Below are 24,539 nucleotides of genomic sequence, written 5' to 3'. Positions count from 1 at the left end.
ACCGGGTCAGGGGGCTTAAATTAGCGAGCGTTCTGCTTGATGAAATCGTGAACGCTGGTGTCCTGGGACATATCAGCGATGGTGTCGGTCAAGACACTGTTAACGGCATCAGCAATATTTTTGTTAGAGGCCTGGAATGCGCCTTCAACAGAGTAGCTTGCACGGTAGTTTTTGGTCATCTTGTTGCCGTTGGCAGCCGTTGCAATAATGGCGATGTCTGCTTTGGTTGCGATGTTATAGCGCACGCTACCTTGCGACACATCAGCGTACAGCTGGCTTACGATGATTTGCAGGTTAACTGCACCGTTTGGACCCACCATATAACCGCGTGCAGTCATCTGCTTTTCCAGCACTTCTTGCAGCAGGAAGCGCAGATCGCGAGACGCAGTCAGAGTAACCAGTTGATTGTCGCGGGTCACTTTTGCCAGCGCCTGATCCTGACGCTGGTCGGCGCCATTGATACTGACAGTCACTCCCATCAGACTCGGATCCTGCTGTGGCAGGGTAATTTTTGGCGATACGTTGATGGTAGTGGGCGGAGTTGCGCAGCCAGCCAACATAAACAGCGCGACTAAAGGGAAGAGGATTTTTTTAAACATGCCAGGGCTCTCAGCGAATCTAAATTGTATGGTTAGAGAAAATTCCCGCCATCATAACATCGCCAACGATGAGGGGAAGTGGGTAACGCATGTAAATTCATCATGTTGTCCGTTTGATGATGTTGTAGAGACATAAATGGCCTTTTTGCAATAACGCGAACACAAGAATCAGTGAACTTCATTCGTTTGGGTGAGAAAATCAGACAAGCGCTAATTTTTTGTTGCTAAGGTGTAATGAAAACGGTAAAAGCGGCTAGTATTTAAAGGGATGGGTGACATCTCAGCGTTGTCGGAGGAAAAATTTCATGATGATTCGTGAGCAAATAGAAGAAAAATTAAGGGCAGCGTTCCAACCCGTGTTCCTCGAAGTTGTGGATGAAAGCTATCGTCACAATGTCCCGGCAGGTTCTGAAAGCCACTTTAAGGTTGTGCTGGTCAGCGATCGCTTTACAGGTGAACGTTTTCTTAATCGTCATCGGATGATTTACAGCACGTTAACGGCGGAGCTTTCCACAACCGTACATGCTCTTGCCCTGCATACCTACACCATTAAGGAGTGGGAAGCGTTGCAGGACACCATTTTTGCATCGCCTCCGTGTCGTGGGGCGGGAAGCATCGCCTAAAAAACGGATTTGCAACAACCGGCGCTTTTCCAGTATGTTGCTACAGATTATGTGAAAACGGCCTGCGGGCCGTTTTGTTTTGTCTGAATTCTGAGTAGGTCGTCCAGTATTCAGACAAAAATTAGCCGGGAATTGTGAAAAAAGCCGCAGCAACGCGCGATAACCGTTCTCGACTCATAAAAGTGATGCCGCTATAATGCGCGTCTTATTTTTCGGAATGTCTTCGGGATGATTCTGACGACAGGGAATGTGATTGATTATGAGAACATCCCAGTTCCGCGAAGCCAACAACCTGTGCTTGCGGAGAAGAGTTGACCGAGCACTGTGATTTTTTGAGGTAACAAGATGCAAGTTTCAGTTGAAACCACTCAAGGCCTTGGCCGCCGTGTAACGATTACTATCGCTGCTGACAGCATCGAGACCGCTGTGAAAAGCGAGCTGGTCAACGTAGCGAAGAAAGTGCGTATTGACGGTTTCCGCAAAGGAAAAGTACCGATGAATGTCGTTGCTCAGCGTTATGGCGCTTCTGTTCGCCAGGACGTTCTGGGTGACCTGATGAGCCGTAACTTCGTTGATGCCATCATCAAAGAAAAAATTAATCCGGCTGGCGCACCGAACTACGTTCCGGGCGAATACAAACTGGGTGAAGATTTCACTTACGCGGTAGAGTTCGAAGTTTACCCGGAAGTTGAACTGACCGGTCTGGACGCAATCGAAGTTGAAAAACCGGTTGTTGAAGTTACCGATGCTGACGTTGACGTTATGCTGGATACCCTGCGTAAGCAGCAGGCTACCTGGAAAGACAAAGACGGCGCTGCTGATGCAGAAGACCGTGTAACCATCGACTTTACCGGTTCTGTAGACGGCGAAGAGTTCGAAGGCGGCAAAGCGTCTGACTTCGTACTGGCGATGGGCCAGGGTCGTATGATCCCGGGCTTTGAAGAAGGCGTTAAAGGCCACAAAGCTGGCGAAGAGTTCACCATCGACGTGACCTTCCCGGAAGAGTACCACGCTGAAAACCTGAAAGGTAAAGCCGCTAAATTCGTTATCAACCTGAAGAAAGTTGAAGAACGTGAACTGCCGGAACTGACCGAAGAATTCATCAAACGTTTTGGCGTTGAAGATGGTTCCGTAGCGGGTCTGCGCGCTGAAGTGCGTAAAAACATGGAACGTGAGCTGAAAGGCGCTGTACGTAACCGCGTTAAGTCTCAGGCGATCGAAGGTCTGGTTAAAGCCAACGACATCGACGTTCCTGCAGCACTGATCGACAGCGAAATCGACGTTCTGCGTCGTCAGGCTGCACAGCGTTTCGGTGGCAACGAGAAGCAAGCTCTGGAACTGCCGCGTGAACTGTTCGAAGAACAGGCTAAGCGTCGCGTAGTTGTTGGTCTGCTGCTGGGCGAAGTGATTCGTACCAACGAACTGAAAGCTGATGAAGATCGCGTAAAAGGCCTGATCGAAGAAATGGCTTCTGCTTACGAAGATCCGAAAGAAGTTGTTGAGTTCTACAGCAAAAACAAAGAGCTGATGGACAACATGCGTAACGTCGCTCTGGAAGAACAGGCTGTTGAAGCGGTTCTGGCGAAAGCTAAAGTGACTGAAAAAGCCACTACTTTCAACGAACTGATGAACCAGCAGGCGTAATTCGTTGCTTTTATAGCACGAAATTCGCACATAAACCCGTCACCTTCTGGTGGCGGGTTTTTTTTTGTCACGCATTTTGCATGGGAAGGGTGCGAAAACAGCGTTTCAGTGTTAGCGTTACAACAAAAGATTGTTATGCTTGAATTATGGCGATGTCGTACCCATTACAGAGGGACTAGCTGATAATCCGTCCATAAGGTTACAATCAGCACAGCAGGTTTTTTCAAATTTTATCCAGGAGACGGAAATGTCATACAGCGGCGAACGAGATAACTTTGCACCCCATATGGCGCTGGTGCCGATGGTCATTGAACAGACCTCGCGTGGTGAGCGCTCTTTTGATATCTATTCTCGTCTACTTAAGGAACGCGTCATTTTTCTGACCGGCCAGGTCGAAGACCATATGGCTAACCTGATTGTGGCGCAGATGCTGTTCCTGGAAGCAGAAAACCCGGAAAAAGATATCTACCTGTATATTAACTCCCCTGGTGGCGTGATTACTGCAGGGATGTCTATCTATGACACCATGCAGTTTATTAAGCCGGACGTTAGCACCATTTGTATGGGCCAGGCGGCCTCAATGGGCGCGTTTCTGCTGACTGCCGGGGCGAAAGGTAAACGTTTTTGCCTGCCTAATTCTCGCGTCATGATCCACCAGCCTCTGGGCGGTTACCAGGGTCAGGCAACGGATATTGAAATTCATGCCCGTGAAATCCTGAAGGTAAAAGGGCGCATGAACGAACTTATGGCGCATCATACGGGTCAATCTCTTGAGCAGATTGAACGTGATACCGAGCGCGATCGCTTCCTCTCCGCTTCTGAAGCGGTGGAGTACGGTCTGGTCGACTCGATTTTGACCCATCGTAATTAATGCCCAGGGCGCAGGTGTGCCGCTATAATTACCTGGAGCGGCACAACGCTGACTAGCGTCTTGCGCCTGAGAATGGCATTTGCGTCGTCGTGTGCGGCACAAAGAACAAAGAAGAGGTTTTGACCCATGACAGATAAACGCAAAGATGGCTCGGGCAAATTGTTGTACTGCTCTTTTTGCGGCAAAAGCCAGCATGAAGTGCGTAAGCTGATTGCCGGACCATCCGTGTATATCTGCGACGAATGTGTTGATTTATGTAACGACATCATTCGCGAAGAGATTAAGGAAGTAGCACCGCACCGTGAACGCAGTGCGCTGCCGACGCCACATGAAATTCGCAACCACCTGGACGATTACGTTATTGGCCAGGAACAGGCGAAGAAAGTGCTGGCGGTCGCGGTATACAACCATTACAAACGTCTGCGCAACGGCGACACCAGCAATGGCGTCGAGTTGGGCAAAAGTAACATCCTGCTGATTGGCCCGACGGGTTCTGGTAAAACGCTGTTGGCTGAAACGCTGGCGCGTCTGCTGGACGTTCCGTTCACAATGGCCGATGCCACCACCCTGACCGAAGCCGGTTATGTGGGTGAAGATGTTGAAAATATTATTCAGAAGCTGTTGCAGAAGTGCGATTACGACGTGCAGAAAGCGCAGCGCGGTATTGTCTATATCGATGAGATCGACAAGATTTCGCGTAAATCAGACAATCCGTCTATTACCCGTGACGTTTCCGGTGAAGGCGTGCAGCAGGCGCTGTTGAAACTGATCGAAGGAACGGTTGCCGCCGTTCCGCCACAGGGTGGACGCAAACATCCGCAGCAGGAGTTCTTGCAGGTTGATACCTCCAAGATTCTGTTTATCTGTGGTGGTGCGTTTGCCGGTCTGGATAAGGTGATTGCTAACCGTGTTGAAACCGGCTCCGGCATTGGTTTTGGCGCGACGGTAAAAGCCCAGTCCGATAAGGCCAGCGAAGGTGAACTGTTGTCGCAGGTTGAACCAGAAGATCTGATCAAATTTGGTCTGATCCCTGAGTTCATCGGCCGTCTGCCCGTTGTGGCAACGCTGAGCGAACTGAGTGAAGAAGCGCTGATCCAGATCCTGAAAGAACCGAAAAACGCCCTGACTAAGCAGTATCAGGCGCTGTTCAATCTTGAAGGTGTGGATCTGGAATTCCGCGAGGAAGCGCTGGATGCTATCGCCAAGAAAGCGATGATTCGTAAAACCGGTGCGCGTGGTCTGCGTTCTATCGTGGAAGCCGCGTTGCTCGACACCATGTACGATCTTCCTTCTATGGAGGACGTTGAAAAAGTGGTGATCGACGAGTCTGTGATTGGCGGTCAGAGCAAGCCGTTGCTGATTTACGGTAAGCCGGAAGCACAGCAGGCATCTGGCGAATAATTCATCAATTCATACAGACGTTTAACCAAAAAGGGGGGATTTTATCTCCCCTTTTATTTTTCCGTAAACATGGCGTTGAATGTGTGGGAAACATCCCCATATACTGACATACATGTTAAAGGTGGTGTGAAGCACAGTCGTACCACCTGATTACCTGGCGGAAACTAAACTAAGAGAGAGCTCTATGAATCCTGAGCGTTCTGAACGCATTGAAATCCCCGTATTGCCGTTGCGCGATGTGGTGGTTTATCCGCACATGGTCATACCCTTATTTGTAGGGCGGGAAAAATCTATCCGTTGTCTTGAAGCGGCTATGGACCATGATAAAAAAATCATGCTGGTCGCGCAGAAAGAAGCTTCAACGGATGAGCCGGGTGTAAACGATCTTTTCACCGTCGGGACCGTGGCCTCTATTTTGCAGATGCTGAAACTGCCTGACGGCACCGTAAAAGTGCTGGTCGAGGGGTTACAGCGCGCGCGTATTTCTGCGTTGTCAGACAACGGCGAGCATTTCTCTGCGAAAGCGGAGTACCTTGATTCGCCTGCTATTGATGAGCGCGAACAGGAAGTGCTGGTACGTACAGCTATCAGCCAGTTCGAAGGCTATATCAAGCTAAACAAAAAAATCCCACCAGAGGTGCTGACGTCGCTTAACAGCATTGACGATCCCGCTCGTCTGGCGGACACCATCGCTGCCCATATGCCGCTGAAGCTGGCGGATAAGCAGTCCGTGCTGGAGATGTCCGACGTGAATGAACGTCTGGAATATCTGATGGCAATGATGGAATCCGAAATCGATCTGCTGCAGGTTGAAAAACGTATTCGCAACCGCGTGAAAAAGCAGATGGAGAAGTCTCAGCGTGAGTACTATCTGAACGAGCAAATGAAAGCGATTCAGAAAGAGCTCGGCGAGATGGACGATGCGCCGGATGAAAACGAAGCGCTGAAACGCAAGATCGACGCGGCGAAGATGCCGAAAGAGGCAAAAGAGAAAGCGGAAGCAGAGCTGCAGAAGCTGAAAATGATGTCTCCGATGTCGGCGGAAGCAACGGTCGTGCGTGGCTACATCGACTGGATGGTACAGGTTCCGTGGAATGCGCGTAGCAAGGTCAAAAAAGACCTGCGTCAGGCGCAGGAAATCCTCGATACCGACCATTATGGTCTGGAGCGTGTGAAAGATCGTATTCTTGAGTATCTTGCGGTCCAGAGCCGTGTGAACAAAATCAAGGGACCGATCCTGTGTCTGGTTGGACCGCCGGGGGTGGGTAAAACCTCTCTGGGTCAGTCCATCGCGAAGGCGACAGGGCGTAAATACATCCGTATGGCGCTTGGCGGCGTGCGTGATGAGGCTGAAATTCGTGGTCACCGCCGAACCTATATCGGTTCGATGCCGGGCAAACTGATCCAGAAAATGGCCAAAGTGGGCGTGAAAAACCCGCTGTTCCTGCTTGATGAGATCGACAAAATGTCTTCTGACATGCGTGGCGATCCGGCATCAGCACTGCTTGAGGTGCTGGATCCAGAGCAGAACGTGGCGTTCAGCGATCACTACCTGGAAGTGGACTACGACCTCAGCGACGTCATGTTCGTTGCGACGTCGAACTCCATGAACATTCCGGCACCGTTGCTGGATCGTATGGAAGTGATTCGTCTGTCTGGCTATACCGAAGACGAGAAGCTTAATATAGCTAAACGTCATCTGTTGCCAAAACAGATTGAGCGTAATGCGCTGAAAAAAGGCGAGCTGACGGTTGATGATAGCGCCATTGTGGGCATCATTCGTTACTACACCCGTGAAGCGGGCGTGCGTAGTCTGGAGCGTGAAATCTCCAAACTGTGCCGTAAAGCGGTTAAGCAATTGTTGCTCGATAAGTCACTGAAACACATCGAGATCAATGGTGATAACCTGCACGACTACCTGGGTGTGCAGCGCTTTGACTATGGCCGTGCGGATAACGAAAACCGCGTTGGTCAGGTCACGGGGCTGGCATGGACAGAAGTGGGCGGCGATCTGCTGACCATTGAAACCGCCTGTGTTCCTGGTAAAGGCAAGCTGACTTACACCGGATCGCTCGGCGAAGTGATGCAGGAATCCATTCAGGCTGCACTGACCGTGGTGCGTGCGCGTGCGGAAAAACTGGGTATTAACCCGGACTTTTACGAAAAACGCGACATCCACGTTCACGTACCTGAAGGCGCGACGCCGAAAGATGGTCCAAGCGCGGGTATTGCCATGTGCACAGCGCTGGTCTCATGCCTGACCGGTAACCCGGTTCGTGCCGATGTGGCGATGACTGGCGAGATCACCCTGCGTGGTCAGGTTCTGCCTATCGGTGGCTTGAAAGAAAAACTGTTGGCGGCGCACCGTGGTGGCATTAAGACGGTCTTAATTCCAGACGAAAACAAACGTGACCTGGAAGAGATTCCGGACAACGTTATTGCCGATCTTAATATTCACCCGGTGAAACGTATTGAGGAAGTTCTGACTCTTGCGTTGCAAAATGAACCCTCTGGAATGCAGGTTGTGACGGCAAAATAGTGACCTCGCGCAAAGAGCATTAATAAAAACAGGGCTGGCAGGCCATTTCGGGCTTGCCAGCCTTTTTTTGTATAGCTAATTTAGATAACGGATTGGGCTTGCCATCATTATCGGGTGTTGTAAGGGCATGGCAGGCCTGATATAACTGCTGCGCGGTCGCACTTTGAAGGATTCAGGTGCGATATATATTATAAAGAGGAAGAGAAGAGTGAATAAATCTCAACTGATCGACAAAATTGCTGCAGGGGCTGATATCTCTAAAGCTGCGGCTGGACGTGCGTTAGATGCAATTATTGCTTCTGTTACCGAATCCCTGAAAGAAGGTGATGACGTAGCACTGGTAGGTTTTGGTACTTTTGCCGTTAAAGAGCGTGCTGCCCGTACTGGTCGCAACCCGCAAACAGGTAAAGAGATCACCATCGCCGCGGCTAAAGTACCGGGCTTCCGTGCAGGTAAAGCACTGAAAGACGCGGTAAACTAAGTGATTTCCCCTTTGGGGATGTGACTAAGTACAAGGGCGCATCAACCGATGTGCCTTTTTTATTTCTGATTCCGGTACTTTCTACGCGTTGTGGGCTGACAATTGCCCCAGTTTCTTGTCACAATAGGCCTTTGTGCGCAGCGTTCAGGAAACGCTATGCTGCGTGAAGCATATATACTCAAAATCCTTGCCGCCGTCGTTGTAACTAACGCGGAGGCGGCCTGAAGGATACGCGTATAGTCATCTACAGCGGAGTGTGGTTACACCATGATGGACAGCTTACGCACGGCTGCTAACAGTCTCGTGCTCAAGATTATTTTCGGTATCATTATCGTGTCGTTCATTTTGACCGGCGTGAGTGGTTACCTGATTGGCGGGGGCAATAACTACGCCGCTAAAGTGAATGGCCAGGAGATCAGCCGCGGGCAGTTCGAGAATGCGTTCAACAGCGAACGTAACCGCATGCAGCAACAGCTGGGCGATCAATATTCTGAGCTGGCGGCGAACGAAGGTTATATGAAAACGCTGCGTCAGCAGGTGCTGAATCGTCTTGTGGACGAAGCGCTGCTGGATCAGTATTCCCGTGAGCTTAAGCTCAACATTAGCGACGATCAGATTAAGCAGGCTATTTTCGCCACCCCGGCTTTCCAGGTTGACGGCAAATTTGATAACAACCGCTACAATGCGATTGTGAATCAGATGGGAATGACTGCAGATCAGTATGCTCAGGCATTGCGTAACCAGCTCACCACGCAACAGTTGATCAACGGCGTTGCCGGGACTGACTTCATGCTGAAGGGTGAAACGGACGAACTGGCTGCACTGGTTGCACAGCAACGTATCGTACGTGAAGCGACGATTGATGTTAATGCTCTTGCCGCGAAGCAGTCGGTTACCGACGAAGAAGTGGCCAGTTACTACGAGCAGAATAAAAATCGCTTTATGACGCCGGAACAGTTCCGTGTGAGCTATATCAAGCTGGATGCTGCAGCAATGCAGGAAACCGCCAGCGATGCTGATATTCAGTCTTACTATGACCAGCATCAGGATCAGTTCACTCAGCCGCAGCGTAATCGCTACAGCATCATCCAGACCAAAACAGAAGATGAAGCAAAAGCGGTGCTTGATGCGCTGAACAAAGGGGGTGATTTTGCGACCCTGGCGAAAGAAAAATCTGCCGATATCATTTCTGCCCGTAACGGCGGTGATATGGGTTGGCTGGAAGACTCCACCACCCCAGATGAACTGAAAAATGCCGGTCTGAAAGAAAAAGGCCAACTGTCAGGCGTGATTAAGTCTTCTGTAGGTTTCCTCGTTGCGCGCCTTGATGATGTGCAACCTGCGCAGGTTAAACCGCTGAGTGAAGCCCGTGACGACATTGCAGCGAAAGTTAAGCAGGAAAAAGCGCTGGATGCCTACTATGCGTTGCAGCAGAAAGTGAGTGATGCTGCCAGCAATGATAACGAATCTCTGGCGGGTGCGGAGCAGGCAGCAGGGATGAAAGCGGTTGAAACGGGCTGGTTTAGCCGTGACAGCTTGCCGGAAGAACTGAATTTCAAACCTGTTGCTGACATCATTTTCAATGGTGGTCTGATAGGCGAGAACGGTACGCCGGGCAGCAACTCTGACATCATCACCGTGGATGGCGATCGTGCGTTTGTGCTGCGTATTAGCGAACACAAAGCAGAAGCAGTTAAGCCGTTAGCGGAAGTGAAAGAGCAGGTTACCGCGCTCGTTAAGCACAATAAAGCTGAGCAGCAGGCGAAACTGGATGCAGATAAACTGCTGGCCGATCTGAAAGCGGGTAAAGGCGATGAAGCGCTGAAAGCGGCGGGTCTGAGCTTTGGCGAAGCGAAAACGCTGAGCCGTACGGGTCAGGATCCGCTGAGTCAGGCGGCCTTTGGCCTGAGCCTGCCTGCGAAAGACAAGCCGAGCTACGGTGTTGCGAACGATATGCAGGGTAACGTTGTACTGTTGGCGCTGGACGAAGTCAAAGCAGGCTCTATGCCAGAAGCACAGAAAAAAGCGATGGTTCAGGGGATTACTCAGAACAACGCTCAGATTGTCTTCGAAGCACTGATGAGCAACCTGCGTAAAGCGGCAAAAATTAAAGTCGGTGACGCGTTGGAACAGCAGCAATAACCGAGGCTTCTCGCAAATAATTGCAAAAAGTTGTATATACCAAAGGCCGCTTTCGCGGCCTTTTCCATTTCTGAAAATTGCCATTTGTCTGCCGTTTATCCCCCCGCTATCGTGGCTCCACTGTTAACCAACAAGGAGCAAAACAGTATGAAACATGGAATTAAAGCCCTGCTTATTACCTTTTCATTGACCTGTGCCGGTATGGTGCAAACTGCACTTGCAGCGGAACCTGTCGCCAAAAGTCAGGCGGTTCAGACCAAAGCGGATGCCTCAGGAAGCACACACAGCAAAGCCACGCCAGCGACAAAGCCGAGTGATGATGAAGGTACCAGGGTAAGCATCAACAGCGCCTCAGCGGAGGATTTAGCGCGAGTGATGAATGGGGTTGGATTGAAGAAAGCACAGGCCATTGTCAGCTATCGTGAGGAGTACGGACCATTTAAAACGGTCGATGATTTAAAGCAGGTACCGGGGATGGGAAGTTCGCTGGTGGAACGTAATCTGGCATTTTTAACACTTTAATAACTTGCAGAGCGTTGAAAGTTTGCCAGACTGTAGAGGTCATACCAGTTATGGCCTCTTTACCCTGAAGTCTGTTCCTATAAAAACAACGTAAGGTTTCTGCGCTATGCAAACACAAATCAAAGTTCGTGGTTTTCATCTTGATGTCTATCAGCACGTTAACAATGCCCGCTATCTTGAGTTTCTGGAAGAAGCCCGCTGGGATGGCCTGGAAAACAGTGACAGTTTTCAATGGATGACTGCACACCACATTGCGTTTGTGGTTGTTAACATCAATATCAACTACCGCCGTCCTGCCGTGCTGAGCGATCTGTTGACCATAACCAGTCAGGTACAACAGCTAAATGGCAAAAGCGGCGTATTAAACCAGACCATCACACTGGAGCCAGAAGGGCAGGTAGTGGCTGATGCGTTGATTACTTTCGTCTGTATTGATTTGAAAACGCAGAAAGCGCTGCCGTTGGAAGGAGAGTTACGCGAGAAACTGGAACAAATGGTGAAGTAACGGAAAGTTGCCTGATGGCGCTTCGCTTATCAGGCCTACAAAACGAGAAGTAGATGTAGGCCGGATAAGGTGCATGCACCGCCATCCGGCACAACTCAGCAGATTACTGTAACCCGGTTTTCTGCTTCATCGCCGCCATCACCGCCGGCTTATCCGCCAGATAATGGTTCAGACCGTTGGCACGCAGATTACAGGCAGCACAATGGCCGCAACCGTTGCCCTTGATCCCGTTATAGCAGGTCAGCGTCTCTTCACGCACCAGGTCTAACTTGCCCCAATAGTCGGCTAACGCCCAGGTTTCGGCTTTATCAATCCACATCAACGGGGTTTCGAAACGGATGTCTTTTGCCATTCCCAGGCTCACGGCATGATTCAGGGCTTTGACAAACTCGTCACGACAGTCCGGATAACCAGAGAAATCGGTCTCGCAAACGCCGGTAATGACCGCCTCTGCCTGTACCTGGTAAGCGTAAATTGCCGCCAGTGTTAAGAACAGAATGTTACGTCCAGGCACAAAAGTATTCGGGATCCCGTCCGCGTCCGGTTCATAATCGGGTACCGGGATATTGTCGCGGGTCAGGCTGCTGACAGCCAGTTCGCTGAGCAGCGTCACATCGAGAACTTTGTGCGCACGGGCGCCGAGTTTTAAGGCCAGATCACGTGCGACGTCAATTTCAGCGCGATGACGCTGACCATAATCAAAGGTCACGCAGTGCACTTCATCATACTGATGTAGCGCTTGCACCAGACAGGTCGTGGAGTCCTGGCCTCCACTAAATACAACAACGGCACGTTTCATGGCTTTTCCTGACAAATAACGAAAGCGCTTATGGTAGCGCCTGGGCGTGTCGCCGACCAGCTTCTTCACGCTGAAGGCGGCGGTAACCAGGCCTCGGTGAACTCAAACCAGCCACGCGGATTCAAACGTACGCCATTTACGCCCGGCGGAGCGCTAATTCGATAGTGATAATTGAACAGCGGCGTCAGGGTAGCGTCATGCATCAGCGTGGCGAAAACCTGCTGTAAAGCCGCATGACGATCGCCCTCATCGGCCTGAATTTGCAAAGCATCCAGCGTGGTTTGCAGATGAGTATATGCGGACGCATTCAGAACATGTGACCATAGCTGATCGCAACGTAACCACTGTTCGAGTGTATACTCGGGGGCTTCGCCAATCAGCCTGTCTCCCATCATCAGATCGGCCTGGGCTAAAGGATGATCGCCATCCCAGTTTTTAGCATTATGAAAAATAAGCGTTAATTCACAACCCAGTTTTGCCAGCGCCTGGCGCAGCTGTTCCGCCATCGTATGCAGTTCGACGGGTAAGTGGTAGGCCAGCGTCAGTTTTTCCGGCAACGCCACCTCGTCCAGCGCATCCCATTGTGGGATCGTCCATCCTGGCAGCAGGGCATTGCTGGGGGTAATGAGGTTTTCATCCACCTCAAGCGTCTGTAGCAGCGAAGAGCGGTGGATAATATTGACCAGTCGACGGGCCTGCTGTGTATTCAGTCGCGCGCTTTTTCTGAGCGTGAGATAGCAAAAACCGAGGCTGATCCCGCTACTCACCTGGCTTAGCATGGGCAGTTCCTCTGGTTTACCAATCGCAATTTGCACCGGGTGGCGGCAGCTGGTGCCCAGATCCTGGGAAAAGAGTTGCGGGGTTATCCAGTATTCAATAGCTTTCAGCAGCGGATGGCCAAGATGGTAGTTATCGTGGCTCTCGATGCGAACCAGTTCTGGTGTAAACAGCGTCAGTCGGAACGGGCCAGTCCCGACAAAGGGCTGTTCTGGGTGAGCGAGATGGCTACTGTAACTTGCCAGACGGTGTGCCAGCCAAAAGTCAGGACGATGCAAAATAAAAGTCAGACATTGAGGGTGCGTCACCTCTATGCGTTTAACGCTGATAAACAATCTGGCCAGTGCGGGCAGTTCAAGCAACATCAACAGCCGTTGGTGTAACTGAGCACTGTTGACAACATCACCGTTATGCCAGTGCAGTGTTGAGCGAATATAGAAATCCCAACGCAGCCCGTCGGCAGAGATATTCCAGTGGTGGGCTAAATCGCCGCAGGGGCGTTGCGTGTGACTGTCAAAACGTGTCAGGCCAGAGAACACCTGCCCGGCAAGATGCTGTTCTGCACGACCGGGCAGGAATCCAGGATGCAAAGGTTCGAGCTGGCGATAATAGGGGATACGCAGGGTTGGCGTATCATTTTGCCATTGTCCGCCCATAAATGGCTGCAGCAGGGTTCTTAATTCCCCGGGGGCCAGTTGAGCCAGTTCCAGTACGCTGAGCTGTTCACCCTTTTGCAGTGCCTGCTCCATCATCGTGTTGCGCAGAGAGTCCGGAGTGACCAAAAAACGTAATGTTCCGCGTTTCCCGCGTCCGGACTGAGCTTGCCATACCAGCCAACCGGCATCCTGCGCTTGCCTGAGCAGGGTACGTACATGGCGCTCGCTGCAAAAGCAGCGTTCAGCCAGTTCCCCGACGGTGACTGACTGCGGCTCTCCGTTTGAAGGTTGCCACAGACGTTGGTACTGATTCAGACGATTAAGCAGACGCATTGATACTTTATCCTTCAGGATGCCCGTTAACGGTTTTTGCGCAAAAAAAACCGGAACAATTTTCTTTATCTATTCACTATTACTTCCGTATATCTCAGGAGATACTGAATCACAAGTTAACCGCGTCACAGTGTGGAGAAAGAAATGGCTCGTCTGGCTGCATTTGATATGGATGGCACCCTTTTGATGCCGAATCACCATTTAGGTGATGAAACCCTTTCGACGCTGGCACGCCTGCGTGAACGAGATATCACGCTGACGTTTGCGACCGGTCGTCATGTGCTGGAGATGCGTCATATTTTGGGCTCGATCTCGCTGGACGCCTTTTTAATCACCGGTAACGGGACGCGTATTCACTCGCTGGAAGGTGATGTATTGCATCGTCAGGATCTGGCTCCCTCGGTTGCCGATATCGTATTGCACCAGCGGTGGGAAACGCAGGCAAGCATGCATGTTTTTAATGACAACGGCTGGTTCACCGGGCAAGAGATTCCGTCACTGTTGCAAGCGCATGTGTACAGCGGATTTCGTTACCAGATAGTAGATGTGAAGCGTATTCCTGCCCATCAGGTCACAAAAATCTGCTTCTGTGGCGATCATGACGATTTGGTCCGTCTGCGTATTCAGTTGAATGACGCGCTGGGCGAGCAGGCGAATCTCTGTTTTTCTGCGGTTGATTGCCTCGAAGTACTGCCGCTGGGCTGTAACAAAGGCTCCGCACTGGCAGTGCTGAGCGAGCACTTGGGTTATTCCATGGCTGACTGCATGGCGTTTGGCGACGCCATGAACGATCGTGAAATGTTGGGTCGCGTTGGGCGTGGTCTGATTATGGGGAACGCGATGCCGCAGCTTATTGCTGCGTTGCCTCATTTATCGGTGATTGGGCATTGCCGCAATCAGGCGGTATCACACTTTTTGACGCATTGGCTGGACAATCCGCATCTACCTTATTCCCCCGAATGAGAGATCCCTTCCAGCAAGCCAGACCTTAGCGTCTGGCTTTTTTTTGACCGATTAATGGGTGTTCAGCAGGCGGGCAAGTTCAGCTTTCGATGGCGTTAAATCACCAATATGCGCCTCGACCCATTGCGGGTTGTAATAGGTTTCCAGATAGCGTTCTCCGCTGTCACACAGCAACGTAACCAGCGACCCCGTTTCTCCTGCGTCGCGCATACGGGCGGCAAGTTGTAACGCTCCCCACATGTTGGTTCCGGTTGAGGCGCCCACTTTACGGCCCAGCTGCGTTTCCAGCCAGTGTGCGGTGGCAACGCTTGCCGCATCCGGAACGCGCAACATTTCATCAACTACATCAGGAATGAAAGAAGGCTCTACGCGTGGGCGGCCAATGCCTTCAATTTTGCTGCCGACCGGACTGCGTAACGACGCATCGCGATCCTGCCAGTAAGGCAGAAAGACCGAGTTTTCCGGGTCAACGACCATCAGGTGTGTGTCGTAACCCTGACAGCGAATATAACGGCCAATGGTTGCGGAGGTACCGCCGGTTCCTGCGCTCATCACGATATGGCGAGGCACGGGGTTTGGCTCACACTGCATCTGGCGGAAGATACTGTCGGCAATATTGTTGTTACCACGCCAGTCAGTAGCGCGTTCAGCGTAGGTGAACTGGTCCATATAATGTCCGTTCAGTTCATGTGCCAGCTGTTCAGACGCTGCATAGATTTCACAGGCGCTTTCCACGAAGTGGCAGCGACCGCCATAAAATTCAATCTGTTCAATTTTGCGTTTTGCCGTACAGGAAGGCATAACGGCAATAAATGGCAGTCCAAGCAGACGGGCGAAATAGGCCTCAGAGACCGCCGTTGAACCCGAAGACGATTCGATAATCGTGGTGCCTTCTTTAATCCAGCCATTACACAGTCCGTAGAGAAACAGTGAACGTGCCAGGCGATGTTTCAGGCTACCGGTTGGATGCGTGCTCTCATCTTTTAAATAGAGCTGAATACCCGGAAACGCCGGTAGCGACAGGCGAATAAGATGCGTATCGGCAGAACGCTGGTAATCCGCATTGATTTCATTGATGGCATTTTTAACCCAGGAGCTATTCATCATTAATATCCATTTGTCATTTTGTGCCCAGAATAGCGAAAAGCACGGAAAAAATTGTTGCCATTTAGCCTTTAAAATAGAATGTAAGGAGAAAATTCTTCTCTGTGGAGTGGATATGTTAGACAAAATTGACCGTAAGCTGCTTGGCCTACTACAACAAGACTGCACCCTTTCTTTGCAGGCGTTAGCCGATGCCGTTAATCTGACAACCACCCCCTGCTGGAAACGCCTCAAGCGGCTTGAGGATGACGGCATTCTGCTGGGCAAGGTTGCCCTTCTGGATCCAGAAAAACTGGGGCTGGGCTTAACCGCGTTTGTGCTGATTAAAACCCAGCATCACAGCAGCGAGTGGTACTGCCGCTTTGTCACCGAAGTGACCGGGATGCCAGAGGTACTGGGTTTCTGGCGAATGGCTGGGGAGTATGACTACCTGATGCGGGTGCAGGTTGCTGATATGAAACGCTATGATGATTTCTATAAGCGTCTGGTGAATAGCGTACCGGGCCTGTCTGATGTTACCTCCAGTTTTGCGATGGAACAGATTAAATACACGACTGCTCTACCTATTGAATAACTCTCCCGGTGGTCATTGCCGGAAATCTTGTCAGGACATAACGCGTGCGATTATTTGCTCAATTAAGCTGGTACTTCCGCCGGGAGTGGCGTCGCTACCTCGGGGCTGTAGCCTTGCTTATCATCATCGCTATTCTTCAGCTTATCCCGCCAAAAGTGGTCGGTATCATCGTGGACGGCGTAACGACACAGCGCTTCACAACCGAGCGACTGCTGATGTGGGTCGGCACAATTGCCCTGATTGCGGTGGTGGTCTATTTGTTGCGCTATGTCTGGCGCGTACTGTTGTTTGGCGCATCCTACCAACTGGCAGTTGAACTACGCGAAGACTATTACCGCCAGTTGAGCCGCCAGCATCCCGAATTTTATCTGCGTCATCGCACAGGCGATCTGATGGCGCGTGCAACTAACGATGTTGATCGGGTGGTGTTTGCGGCTGGCGAAGGTGTATTGACGCTGGTGGACTCACTGGTCATGGGGTGCGCGGTGTTGATCGTGATGTCTACGCAAATCAGTTGGGAGCTGACGCTGATCGCGTTACTCCCAATGCCGGTGATGGCGATAATGATCAAGCGTTACGGCGATCGACTGCATAACCGCTTTAAGGTTGCGCAAGCAGCGTTCTCCAGCCTGAACGATCGTACTCAGGAAAGTCTTACCAGTATCCGCATGATTAAGGCTTTTGGTCTGGAAGACCGACAGTCGGCGCTATTTGCCGAAGATGCTAAAGATACCGGCAAGAAAAACTTGCGGGTCGCCCGCATTGACGCCCGTTTTGACCCCACGATTTATATCGCCATAGGTATGGCTAACCTGCTGGCTATCGCCGGGGGAAGTTGGATGGTGGTGCATGGTTCTCTGACCCTTGGTCAGTTAACCAGCTTTATGATGTATCTCGGTCTGATGATTTGGCCGATGCTGGCACTGGCATGGATGTTTAATATTGTTGAGCGAGGCAGCGCTGCGTATAGCCGTATTCGCGCGATGCTGGCTGAAGCCCCCGTGGTGGATGATGGGACAGAACCCGTACCAGAAGGACGTGGTGAGTTAGCGGTGGCCATTCGCGAATTTCGCTACCCGCAGACGGCTCATCCGGTGCTGGAGAATGTGAATTTCCAGCTTAAGCCAGGGCAGATGCTGGGCATTTGTGGCCCAACTGGGGCTGGGAAAAGCACCGTACTATCGCTGCTCCAGCGCCACTTCGATATCACTCAAGGGGATGTGCGTTTTCATGATATTCCGTTAACGCGCTTGCAGCTTGATAGCTGGCGTAGCCGCCTGGCAGTGGTCAGCCAGACACCTTTCCTGTTCTCGGATACCGTCGCCAACAACATAGCGCTTGGGCGCCCGCAGGCCACGCAGGATGAAATTGAACATGTTGCACGTCTGGCCAGCGTGCATGAGGATATTTTACGTCTTCCTCAGGGGTACGACACTGAAGTGGGTGAACGCGGCGTGATGCTGTCCGGTGGACAAAAACAGCGTATTTCTATCGCTCGTGCGCTGCTGCTGAATGCTGAAATCCTGATTCTTGATGATGCGTTATCGGCGGTGGATGGTCGTACTGAACATCAAATCCTGCATAACCTGCGCCAGTGGGGAGAAGGCAGAACCGTGATAATCAGCGCTCACCGTTTATCTGCGCTGACAGAAGCTAATGAAATTATCGTGATGCAGCACGGACATGTTGCTCAGCGTGGCGAACACGATGCGCTGGTGCAACAACCTGGCTGGTATCGTGATATGTACCGTTATCAGCAACTGGAAGCGGCATTGTCTGATGCGCCGGCTATCGATGAGGAGGCGGCTAATGCGTAGTTTTGGACAATTATGGCCGACCCTGAAAAGGCTGCTGGCGTACGGCTCGCCGTGGCGAAAGCAGCTGTCTATCGCTGTTGTCATGCTGTGGGTAGCGGCAGCGGCGGAAGTTAGTGGTCCGCTGCTCATCAGTTATTTTATCGACAACATGGTGGCGAAAAACAATCTGCCGCTGGCGATGGTGTCTGGGCTGGTGGCGGCCTATGTCGGTCTGCAACTGTTGGCGGCGGGCCTGCATTACGCGCAGTCATTACTCTTTAACCAGGCGGCCGTTGGTGTGGTGCAGCAGTTACGTACCGATGTGATGGATGCCGCGCTGCGTCAGCCGCTCAGTGCTTTTGATACTCAGCCTGTCGGGCAGCTTATCTCCCGGGTGACCAATGACACCGAAGTGATTCGCGACCTGTACGTGACGGTAGTCGCGACGGTACTGCGCAGTGCCGCCTTAATCGGTGCCATGCTGGTAGCGATGTTCAGCCTTGAGTGGCGGATGGCGCTGGTTGCGATGGCCATATTCCCGGCTGTGCTGGTGGTGATGGTGATTTATCAGCGCTATAGCACTCCTATTGTGCGTCGCGTTCGCGCCTATCTGGCAGATATTAATGATGGCTTTAACGAAGTTATTAATGGTATGAGCGTGATCCAGCAGTTCCGCCAGCAGGCGCGTTTTGGTGAGCGAATGGGCGAAGCCAGCCGTTCGCACTATATGGCGCGCATGCAAACGCTGCGATTGGATGGCTTTTTGTTGCGCCCGTTGCTCAGCTTGTTTTCGGCCCTGATCCTCTGCGGTTTGCTGACACTGTTTAGCTTTACGTCCGGCACGTCCATTGAGGTTGGGGTGCTGTATGCGTTTATCAGCTATCTGGGGCGTTTGAACGAGCCGTTGATCGAGCTGACGACCCAGCAATCAATGCTGCAACAGGCGGTGGTAGCGGGTGAACGTGTATTTGAACTGATGGATGGCCCACGCCAGCGTTATGGTGAGGATATCCAACCCCTGAAAAGCGGGGACATTGAGGTTGATAACGTCTCTTTTGCCTATCGCGACGACAATCTGGTGCTGCAAAACATCAGTTTGTCCGTACCTTCTCGTCGTTTTGTTGCGTTGGTTGGGCATACCGGTAGCGGCAAGAGTACGCTCGCCAGTCTGCTGATGGGGTACTACCCGTTGACGCAGGGTGATATTCGTCTGGACGGACGACCGCTGTCTTCGTTGAGCCACAGTGTGTTACGCCAGGGCGTTGCGATGGTGCAGCAGGATCCGGTGGTGATGGCGGATACCTTCCTGGCCAACGTGACGCTGGGCCGCGATATTTCTGAAGAGCGGGTATGGCAGGCGCTGGAGACGGTGCAACTGGCGGAGCTGGCGCGCGGGCTGAGTGACGGTATTCATACCCGACTGGGCGAGCAGGGCAATAATTTATCAGTCGGGCAGAAACAGCTGCTGGCGCTGGCGCGTGTGCTGGTCGAAACGCCGCAGGTGCTGATTTTGGACGAAGCGACGGCCAGCATTGACTCCGGTACTGAACAGGCTATTCAGCAGGCGTTGGCAGCAGTGCGTAAGCACACCACGCTGGTGGTGATTGCGCATCGGTTATCCACCATTGTCGATGCCGACACTATTCTGGTACTGCACCGGGGGCAGGCCGTTGAGCGCGGCACGCACCAGCAACTGCTTGCCGCACAGGGCCGCTACTGGCAAATGTATCAACTGCAGTTGGCGGGCGAAGAGTTGGCGGCTAGCGTAAACGAAGATTCGGCAATCGCCTGATGGCGCTGCGTTTATCAGACCTACAGCCAGTGTGGTTTCGTAGGCCTGATGAAGCGTTTTCGCCGCCATCCTGCAATCAACAATCTGGTGCAAAAATGTAACGCACTATGCACCGTTATAGTGCGTTTTTTCTTTTTCTATCCTCGCCGTACCCCGTGCGGCTGAATCATCCCGCGTTTTTCATTCCTGGCACACCCCTTGCAATGTTCAGTATGTGTATCTGCAGCCACTACTGAATTCTGACTGGAGGGGATCTATGAAGCTGGTTACCGTGGTAATCAAACCGTTCAAACTGGAAGACGTCCGTGAAGCATTGTCGTCTATTGGTATTCAGGGGCTGACCGTCACCGAAGTGAAGGGGTTTGGCCGACAAAAAGGTCATGCTGAGTTGTACCGGGGAGCGGAATACAGCGTCAACTTCTTACCCAAAGTGAAGATTGATGTGGCAATTGCTGATGACCAACTGGACGGCGTAATTGATGTCATCAGTAAGGCCGCCTACACCGGAAAAATTGGCGACGGCAAAATTTTCGTCGCCGAGCTACAACGCGTGATTCGTATTCGTACCGGCGAAGCCGACGAAGCCGCACTGTAACGTCTGGCACACAGTGATAGGAAACCAAAAGATGAAGATAGCAACGATGAAAACGGGTATTGCATCACTGGCGCTGCTGCCGGGACTGGCGATGGCGGCACCGGCGGTCGCGGATAAAGCCGATAACGCTTTTATGATGATTTGCACTGCGCTGGTGCTGTTTATGACTATTCCTGGCATTGCGTTGTTCTACGGCGGTTTAATTCGCGGTAAGAACGTGCTGTCAATGCTGACCCAGGTTACGGTGACATTCGCTCTGGTCTGTATTTTGTGGGTCGTTTATGGCTACTCGCTGACTTTCGGCGAAGGAAATAATTTTTTTGGTAACTTCAACTGGGTCATGCTGAAGAATATTGCACTGACGGCGGTGACGGGGAGTATCTATCAGTATATTCATGTTGCTTTTCAGGGGTCTTTCGCCTGTATCACTGTTGGGCTTATCGTCGGTGCGTTGGCGGAGCGCATACGGTTCTCTGCGGTGCTGATTTTTGTGGTGGTGTGGCTGACGTTGTCCTACATCCCTATTGCACACATGGTCTGGGGCGGTGGTTTGCTGGCTACTCACGGTGCGCTGGATTTTGCAGGCGGCACGGTAGTGCATATCAACGCCGCGATTGCCGGTCTGGTTGGGGCTTATCTGATTGGTAAACGGGTCGGTTTTGGCAAAGAAGCGTTTAAGCCGCATAACCTGCCAATGGTTTTTACCGGCACGGCTATTCTCTATATCGGCTGGTTTGGCTTTAACGCGGGCTCCGCGGGGATGGCGAATGAAATTGCCGCGCTGGCCTTCGTGAATACCGTTGTTGCAACCGCGGCCGCTATTCTCGGCTGGATCTTCGGTGAATGGGCGCTGCGTGGCAAACCATCATTGCTGGGAGCCTGTTCTGGCGCCATTGCGGGTCTGGTTGGTGTGACGCCTGCCTGTGGTTATATCGGTGTTGGTGGTGCGTTGATCATCGGCGTGGTTGCCGGTTTGGCGGGGCTGTGGGGAGTGACGATGCTGAAGCGCTTTCTGCGCGTTGATGACCCGTGTGATGTCTTCGGTGTTCACGGTGTCTGTGGGATTGTCGGATGTATCCTGACTGGTGTATTCGCCGCGAGCTCTTTAGGGGGGGTAGGATTTGCCGAAGGCGTTACCATGGGGCATCAGCTTCTTGTGCAGTTGGAAAGTGTGGCGATCACCATTGTCTGGTCCGGTGTCGTGGCATTTATCGGCTATAAATTGGCGGACATGACGGTAGGTCTGCGCGTACCTGAAGAGCAGGAGCGCGAAGGGTTGGATGTGAACAGCCACGGCGAAAACGCCTACAACGCCTGATGTTTCAATTTCTCGGATAGTGCTAAACGCTTTTCCGGCCTACAACAATTTACCCTGTAGGCCGGAAAAAAATCAATTACGATTACGCATTACCCCTTCCTGCACGGTAGAGGCGACCAGCACGCCATCCTGCGTATAGAACTCCCCGCGTACAAACCCCCGGGCACCGGAGGCCGATGTACTTTCTACGTTGTACAACAACCACTCATTGATATTAAAAGGACGATGGAACCACATAGAATGGTCGATCGTAGCGATCTGAATCCCTTTTTCCAGAAAACCAATGCCATACGGCTGTAAAGCAACGGGCAGGAAGTTCAGATCAGAGGCGTAACCGAGCAGATACTGATGTACACGAAGATCGTCCTGCAGCGTGCCGTTAGCGCGGATCCATACCTGGCGAGTCGGGTTGGCAACGTGACCTTTTAACGGATTATGAAATTCCACCGGACGGACTTCCAGCGGGCGGTCGTTGATAAATTTTTCTTTCAACAGCGGTGGCAGCAGGTGAGCTACTGAACGGGCGATCTCAGTTTCTGATTTAAGCTCTTCAGGACCAGGCGCATCCGGCATCTCTTTTTGATGCTCAAACCCATCTTCTGGTGCCTGGAAAGAGGCGGTCATATAAAAAATGGGTTTCCCATTCTGGATCGCGGCAACGCGGCGGGCACTGAAGCTGTTACCATCGCGCAGTACCTCGACATCATAGATGATGGGCTTTTGGCTGTCGCCCGGCCGTAAAAAGTAGCTGTGGAAGGAATGCACCAGACGTTCTTCCGGCACGGTCTCTTTCGCGGCGTACAACGCCTGACCGACAACCTGTCCACCAAAAACCTGACGTAACCCTAAGTCTTCACTTTGGCCCCGAAAGAGTCCTTCTTCAATTTTTTCCAGATTTAACAATGTCAGCAAATTTTTCAGTGCCAGACTCATACGTGCTCTCCAGGTAATAGCGATCTCGCAGCGAGGTAGGCAGAGTATAACGCAATTTTGAAAGTGGTCCGATGGGTGCAATTGTCTGAATTACAGGCCTATTACAAGCAGAAATTGCTAATTTGTGCCACACTTAGTCATGTTGTGTTTTTGTTAACCACTCTTCTGGCGAGGAAAGTTCTCGCTGGTGCATAGATGAGAAGGAGAATTTAATGAAACTCGTGCACATGGTAAGTGGTTTAGCGGTTGCGGTCGCTCTGGCGGCCTGTGCTGGTAAAAGTGCAGATATTCAAACACCTGCGCCAAGTCCTAATACGTCAATTGCTGACACACAGTCAAAAATTCAACAGCCGAATGTGTCTGGTACGGTATGGATCCGCCAGAAAGTTGCTTTACCGCCGGATGCCGTGCTGACCGTCACACTGTCAGATGCATCGCTTGCCGATGCACCGTCAAAAGTGCTGTCGCAAAAAGTTGTACGTACCGAGGGCAAACAAGCACCATTCAGCTTCGTGCTCCCGTTTAATCCGGCAGATATTCAGCCAAACGCGCGTATTCTGCTGAGTGCGGCGATTACGGTGAATGATAAGCTGGTCTTTATTACTGATACCGTCCAGACGGTGATTAATCAGGGGGGGACTAAAGCCGACCTGACCCTGGTCCCGGTCCAGCAGACGGCCGTTCCTGTACAGGCGAGCGGTGGTGCCGCGACAACGGTACCGTCAACATCCCCCACGCAGGTGAATCCGTCTTCCGCAGTTCCTGCTCCGACACAGTACTAAGGGCATACTAACCCTCTCCGTCCGGAGGGGTTAGTACACCCAGCGATAGCGCTGTAAATCGATTTGTCCACTCCCTGAAACCACAATACCTTCCGCCAGCAATGCCTGGCGTTGTCGTTGCAGGTCAGGACCTGTCAGTGAAATCATTCCGTGACGATTAACCACTCGATACCAGGGCAGGGTGCTACCTTCAGGCAGTCGCTTGAGTACACCGCCCACCTGGCGTGCAGCGCGCGGTGAGCCAGCAAGCCTGGCGACATCGCCATAGGTGGTGACGAATCCTTCGGGGATTGAGGCAACGATTTGCCAGACGCGTTGAGGGAAAGAGTCTTGTATATCCATCGTTTATTCCTGCGCTAATCCTCCAGCATAATCCCGAATGACGAGGTAGTGAAGCTTCATTGCACAAGAAAACAGCATCCGATGCGGGATGGGTTGCAATTACAGGGTGCAGCAGTGATAATGCGCCTGCGCGTTGGTTAACAACGCTCTCAATGGGGGCTCTGTTGGTTCTCCCGCAACGCTACTCTGTTCACCAGGTCAGGTCCGGAAGGAAGCAGCCAGGGCAGATGACGTGTGTGCCGGGATGTAGCTGGCAGGGCCCCCACCCAATTCTGCCGTCCGGCAATCTCAATTCTTCTCATCTTCTTTTCTTTGTCATCGTATTGTCATTTTATTGTCATCAAATGCTGTCAATGTGTTTCGGGGATGTTATTTGATGCTTTTGCCGTCGCCATCGCGCAGAGATATGACTCTTGCGCCCGGTGGACTTTGGCTGACCACAAGGACT

22 protein-coding genes and 1 other RNA gene are annotated in these 24,539 nt (G+C 51.8%); 17 read left to right on the top strand and 6 right to left on the bottom strand.

The genetic code is table 11. From position 1 onward, the window contains the following. Positions 1–20: 20 nt before the first annotated feature. Positions 21–599 (bottom strand): lipoprotein, encoded by a 579-nt coding sequence (locus NNO02_RS00450; RefSeq protein ID WP_005125164.1) that lies wholly within the window; start codon positions 597–599, stop codon positions 21–23. 305 nt (positions 600–904) lie between these two features. Between NNO02_RS00450 and bolA the strand changes: the two genes are divergently transcribed. The 9 genes from bolA (at position 905) to fadM (ending at position 11,327) form a co-directional block, all read left to right on the top strand. After that, positions 905–1,222: a transcriptional regulator BolA gene (gene bolA / locus NNO02_RS00445; RefSeq protein ID WP_040232707.1), complete on the top strand. Its 318-nt coding sequence runs from the start codon at positions 905–907 to the stop codon at positions 1,220–1,222. Between the two features lie 345 nt (positions 1,223–1,567). Beyond that, complete coding sequence (tig, locus tag NNO02_RS00440; RefSeq protein WP_137384629.1) at positions 1,568–2,866, top strand: trigger factor; 1,299 nt, start codon at positions 1,568–1,570, stop codon at positions 2,864–2,866. Between the two features lie 247 nt (positions 2,867–3,113). After that, positions 3,114–3,737, top strand: coding sequence for an ATP-dependent Clp endopeptidase proteolytic subunit ClpP (clpP, locus tag NNO02_RS00435; protein WP_003021624.1), 624 nt, complete (start codon positions 3,114–3,116; stop codon positions 3,735–3,737). Positions 3,738–3,863: 126 nt separating this feature from the next. Then, on the top strand, positions 3,864–5,138 hold the full coding sequence (gene clpX / locus NNO02_RS00430; RefSeq protein WP_271441619.1) for an ATP-dependent protease ATP-binding subunit ClpX: 1,275 nt from the start codon (positions 3,864–3,866) through the stop codon (positions 5,136–5,138). A gap of 184 nt (positions 5,139–5,322) precedes the next feature. Beyond that, positions 5,323–7,677 (top strand): endopeptidase La, encoded by a 2,355-nt coding sequence (lon, locus tag NNO02_RS00425; RefSeq protein ID WP_003831014.1) that lies wholly within the window; start codon positions 5,323–5,325, stop codon positions 7,675–7,677. Between the two features lie 190 nt (positions 7,678–7,867). Then, entirely contained in the window at positions 7,868–8,158 is a 291-nt protein-coding gene (hupB, locus tag NNO02_RS00420; protein WP_219352570.1) for a nucleoid-associated protein HU-beta, read from the top strand. A gap of 267 nt (positions 8,159–8,425) precedes the next feature. After that, positions 8,426–10,300 (top strand): peptidylprolyl isomerase, encoded by a 1,875-nt coding sequence (gene ppiD, locus NNO02_RS00415; RefSeq protein WP_271454021.1) that lies wholly within the window; start codon positions 8,426–8,428, stop codon positions 10,298–10,300. 147 nt (positions 10,301–10,447) lie between these two features. Further along, positions 10,448–10,822: a helix-hairpin-helix domain-containing protein gene (locus tag NNO02_RS00410; protein ID WP_271441617.1), complete on the top strand. Its 375-nt coding sequence runs from the start codon at positions 10,448–10,450 to the stop codon at positions 10,820–10,822. Positions 10,823–10,928: 106 nt separating this feature from the next. Further along, entirely contained in the window at positions 10,929–11,327 is a 399-nt protein-coding gene (fadM, locus tag NNO02_RS00405; RefSeq protein ID WP_271441616.1) for a long-chain acyl-CoA thioesterase FadM, read from the top strand. Between the two features lie 103 nt (positions 11,328–11,430). On the opposite strand, the gene queC is transcribed toward fadM, so the two are convergent. Both queC and NNO02_RS00395 read right to left on the bottom strand, forming a co-directional pair. Then, positions 11,431–12,126 carry a 7-cyano-7-deazaguanine synthase QueC gene (queC, locus tag NNO02_RS00400; protein WP_271449483.1) on the bottom strand — a complete coding sequence of 232 codons (696 nt, stop codon included), beginning with the start codon at positions 12,124–12,126 and terminating at the stop codon, positions 11,431–11,433. Positions 12,127–12,191: 65 nt separating this feature from the next. After that, positions 12,192–13,892, bottom strand: coding sequence for an SgrR family transcriptional regulator (locus NNO02_RS00395; RefSeq protein ID WP_271449482.1), 1,701 nt, complete (start codon positions 13,890–13,892; stop codon positions 12,192–12,194). Between the two features lie 144 nt (positions 13,893–14,036). Between NNO02_RS00395 and cof the strand changes: the two genes are divergently transcribed. Beyond that, the gene (gene cof, locus NNO02_RS00390; protein WP_271454020.1) at positions 14,037–14,855 is read left to right on the top strand and encodes an HMP-PP phosphatase; all 819 of its coding nucleotides are present in this window, start codon (positions 14,037–14,039) and stop codon (positions 14,853–14,855) included. Between the two features lie 51 nt (positions 14,856–14,906). Here cof and NNO02_RS00385 read toward each other — a convergent pair whose 3' ends face one another. Beyond that, positions 14,907–15,962 carry a PLP-dependent cysteine synthase family protein gene (locus tag NNO02_RS00385; protein ID WP_271441612.1) on the bottom strand — a complete coding sequence of 352 codons (1,056 nt, stop codon included), beginning with the start codon at positions 15,960–15,962 and terminating at the stop codon, positions 14,907–14,909. Between the two features lie 112 nt (positions 15,963–16,074). Between NNO02_RS00385 and decR the strand changes: the two genes are divergently transcribed. From decR to amtB, 5 genes are all read left to right on the top strand, one after another. Beyond that, positions 16,075–16,533, top strand: a complete 459-nt coding sequence (gene decR / locus NNO02_RS00380; RefSeq protein ID WP_005125175.1) for a DNA-binding transcriptional regulator DecR — start codon at positions 16,075–16,077, stop codon at positions 16,531–16,533. A gap of 44 nt (positions 16,534–16,577) precedes the next feature. Then, positions 16,578–18,350, top strand: a complete 1,773-nt coding sequence (locus NNO02_RS00375; protein ID WP_271454019.1) for a SmdA family multidrug ABC transporter permease/ATP-binding protein — start codon at positions 16,578–16,580, stop codon at positions 18,348–18,350. Next, the gene (locus tag NNO02_RS00370; RefSeq protein ID WP_271449478.1) at positions 18,343–20,121 is read left to right on the top strand and encodes a SmdB family multidrug efflux ABC transporter permease/ATP-binding protein; all 1,779 of its coding nucleotides are present in this window, start codon (positions 18,343–18,345) and stop codon (positions 20,119–20,121) included. Before NNO02_RS00375 ends, NNO02_RS00370 begins: the two co-directional genes overlap by 8 nt. 256 nt (positions 20,122–20,377) lie before the next feature. Continuing rightward, entirely contained in the window at positions 20,378–20,716 is a 339-nt protein-coding gene (gene glnK, locus NNO02_RS00365) for a P-II family nitrogen regulator (protein WP_003021657.1), read from the top strand. A gap of 31 nt (positions 20,717–20,747) precedes the next feature. Then, positions 20,748–22,034, top strand: a complete 1,287-nt coding sequence (amtB, locus tag NNO02_RS00360) for an ammonium transporter AmtB (RefSeq protein WP_271441609.1) — start codon at positions 20,748–20,750, stop codon at positions 22,032–22,034. A gap of 72 nt (positions 22,035–22,106) precedes the next feature. Here amtB and tesB read toward each other — a convergent pair whose 3' ends face one another. Beyond that, positions 22,107–22,967 (bottom strand): acyl-CoA thioesterase II, encoded by an 861-nt coding sequence (gene tesB / locus NNO02_RS00355; protein WP_271441608.1) that lies wholly within the window; start codon positions 22,965–22,967, stop codon positions 22,107–22,109. Positions 22,968–23,179: 212 nt separating this feature from the next. Between tesB and NNO02_RS00350 the strand changes: the two genes are divergently transcribed. Continuing rightward, a complete protein-coding gene (locus tag NNO02_RS00350; protein ID WP_137384617.1) occupies positions 23,180–23,749 on the top strand; it encodes a YbaY family lipoprotein in 570 nt (189 codons plus the stop codon). 30 nt (positions 23,750–23,779) lie between these two features. Here the strand turns inward: NNO02_RS00350 and NNO02_RS00345 are convergent, their stop codons facing one another. Beyond that, positions 23,780–24,091 carry an MGMT family protein gene (locus NNO02_RS00345; protein WP_137384616.1) on the bottom strand — a complete coding sequence of 104 codons (312 nt, stop codon included), beginning with the start codon at positions 24,089–24,091 and terminating at the stop codon, positions 23,780–23,782. A 162-nt stretch (positions 24,092–24,253) separates the two neighbouring features. Between NNO02_RS00345 and ffs the strand changes: the two genes are divergently transcribed. Next, positions 24,254–24,350, top strand: an RNA gene (gene ffs, locus NNO02_RS00340) — signal recognition particle sRNA small type. The last annotated feature ends 189 nt before the right edge of the window (positions 24,351–24,539 follow it).

Origin of the sequence: Citrobacter sp. Awk 2, assembly GCF_028069815.1 — a bacterium.
GTDB lineage: Bacteria > Pseudomonadota > Gammaproteobacteria > Enterobacterales > Enterobacteriaceae > Citrobacter.
Note: the sequence above shows the minus strand (reverse complement) of the source record. Positions and strands in the feature narration are given on the sequence as shown.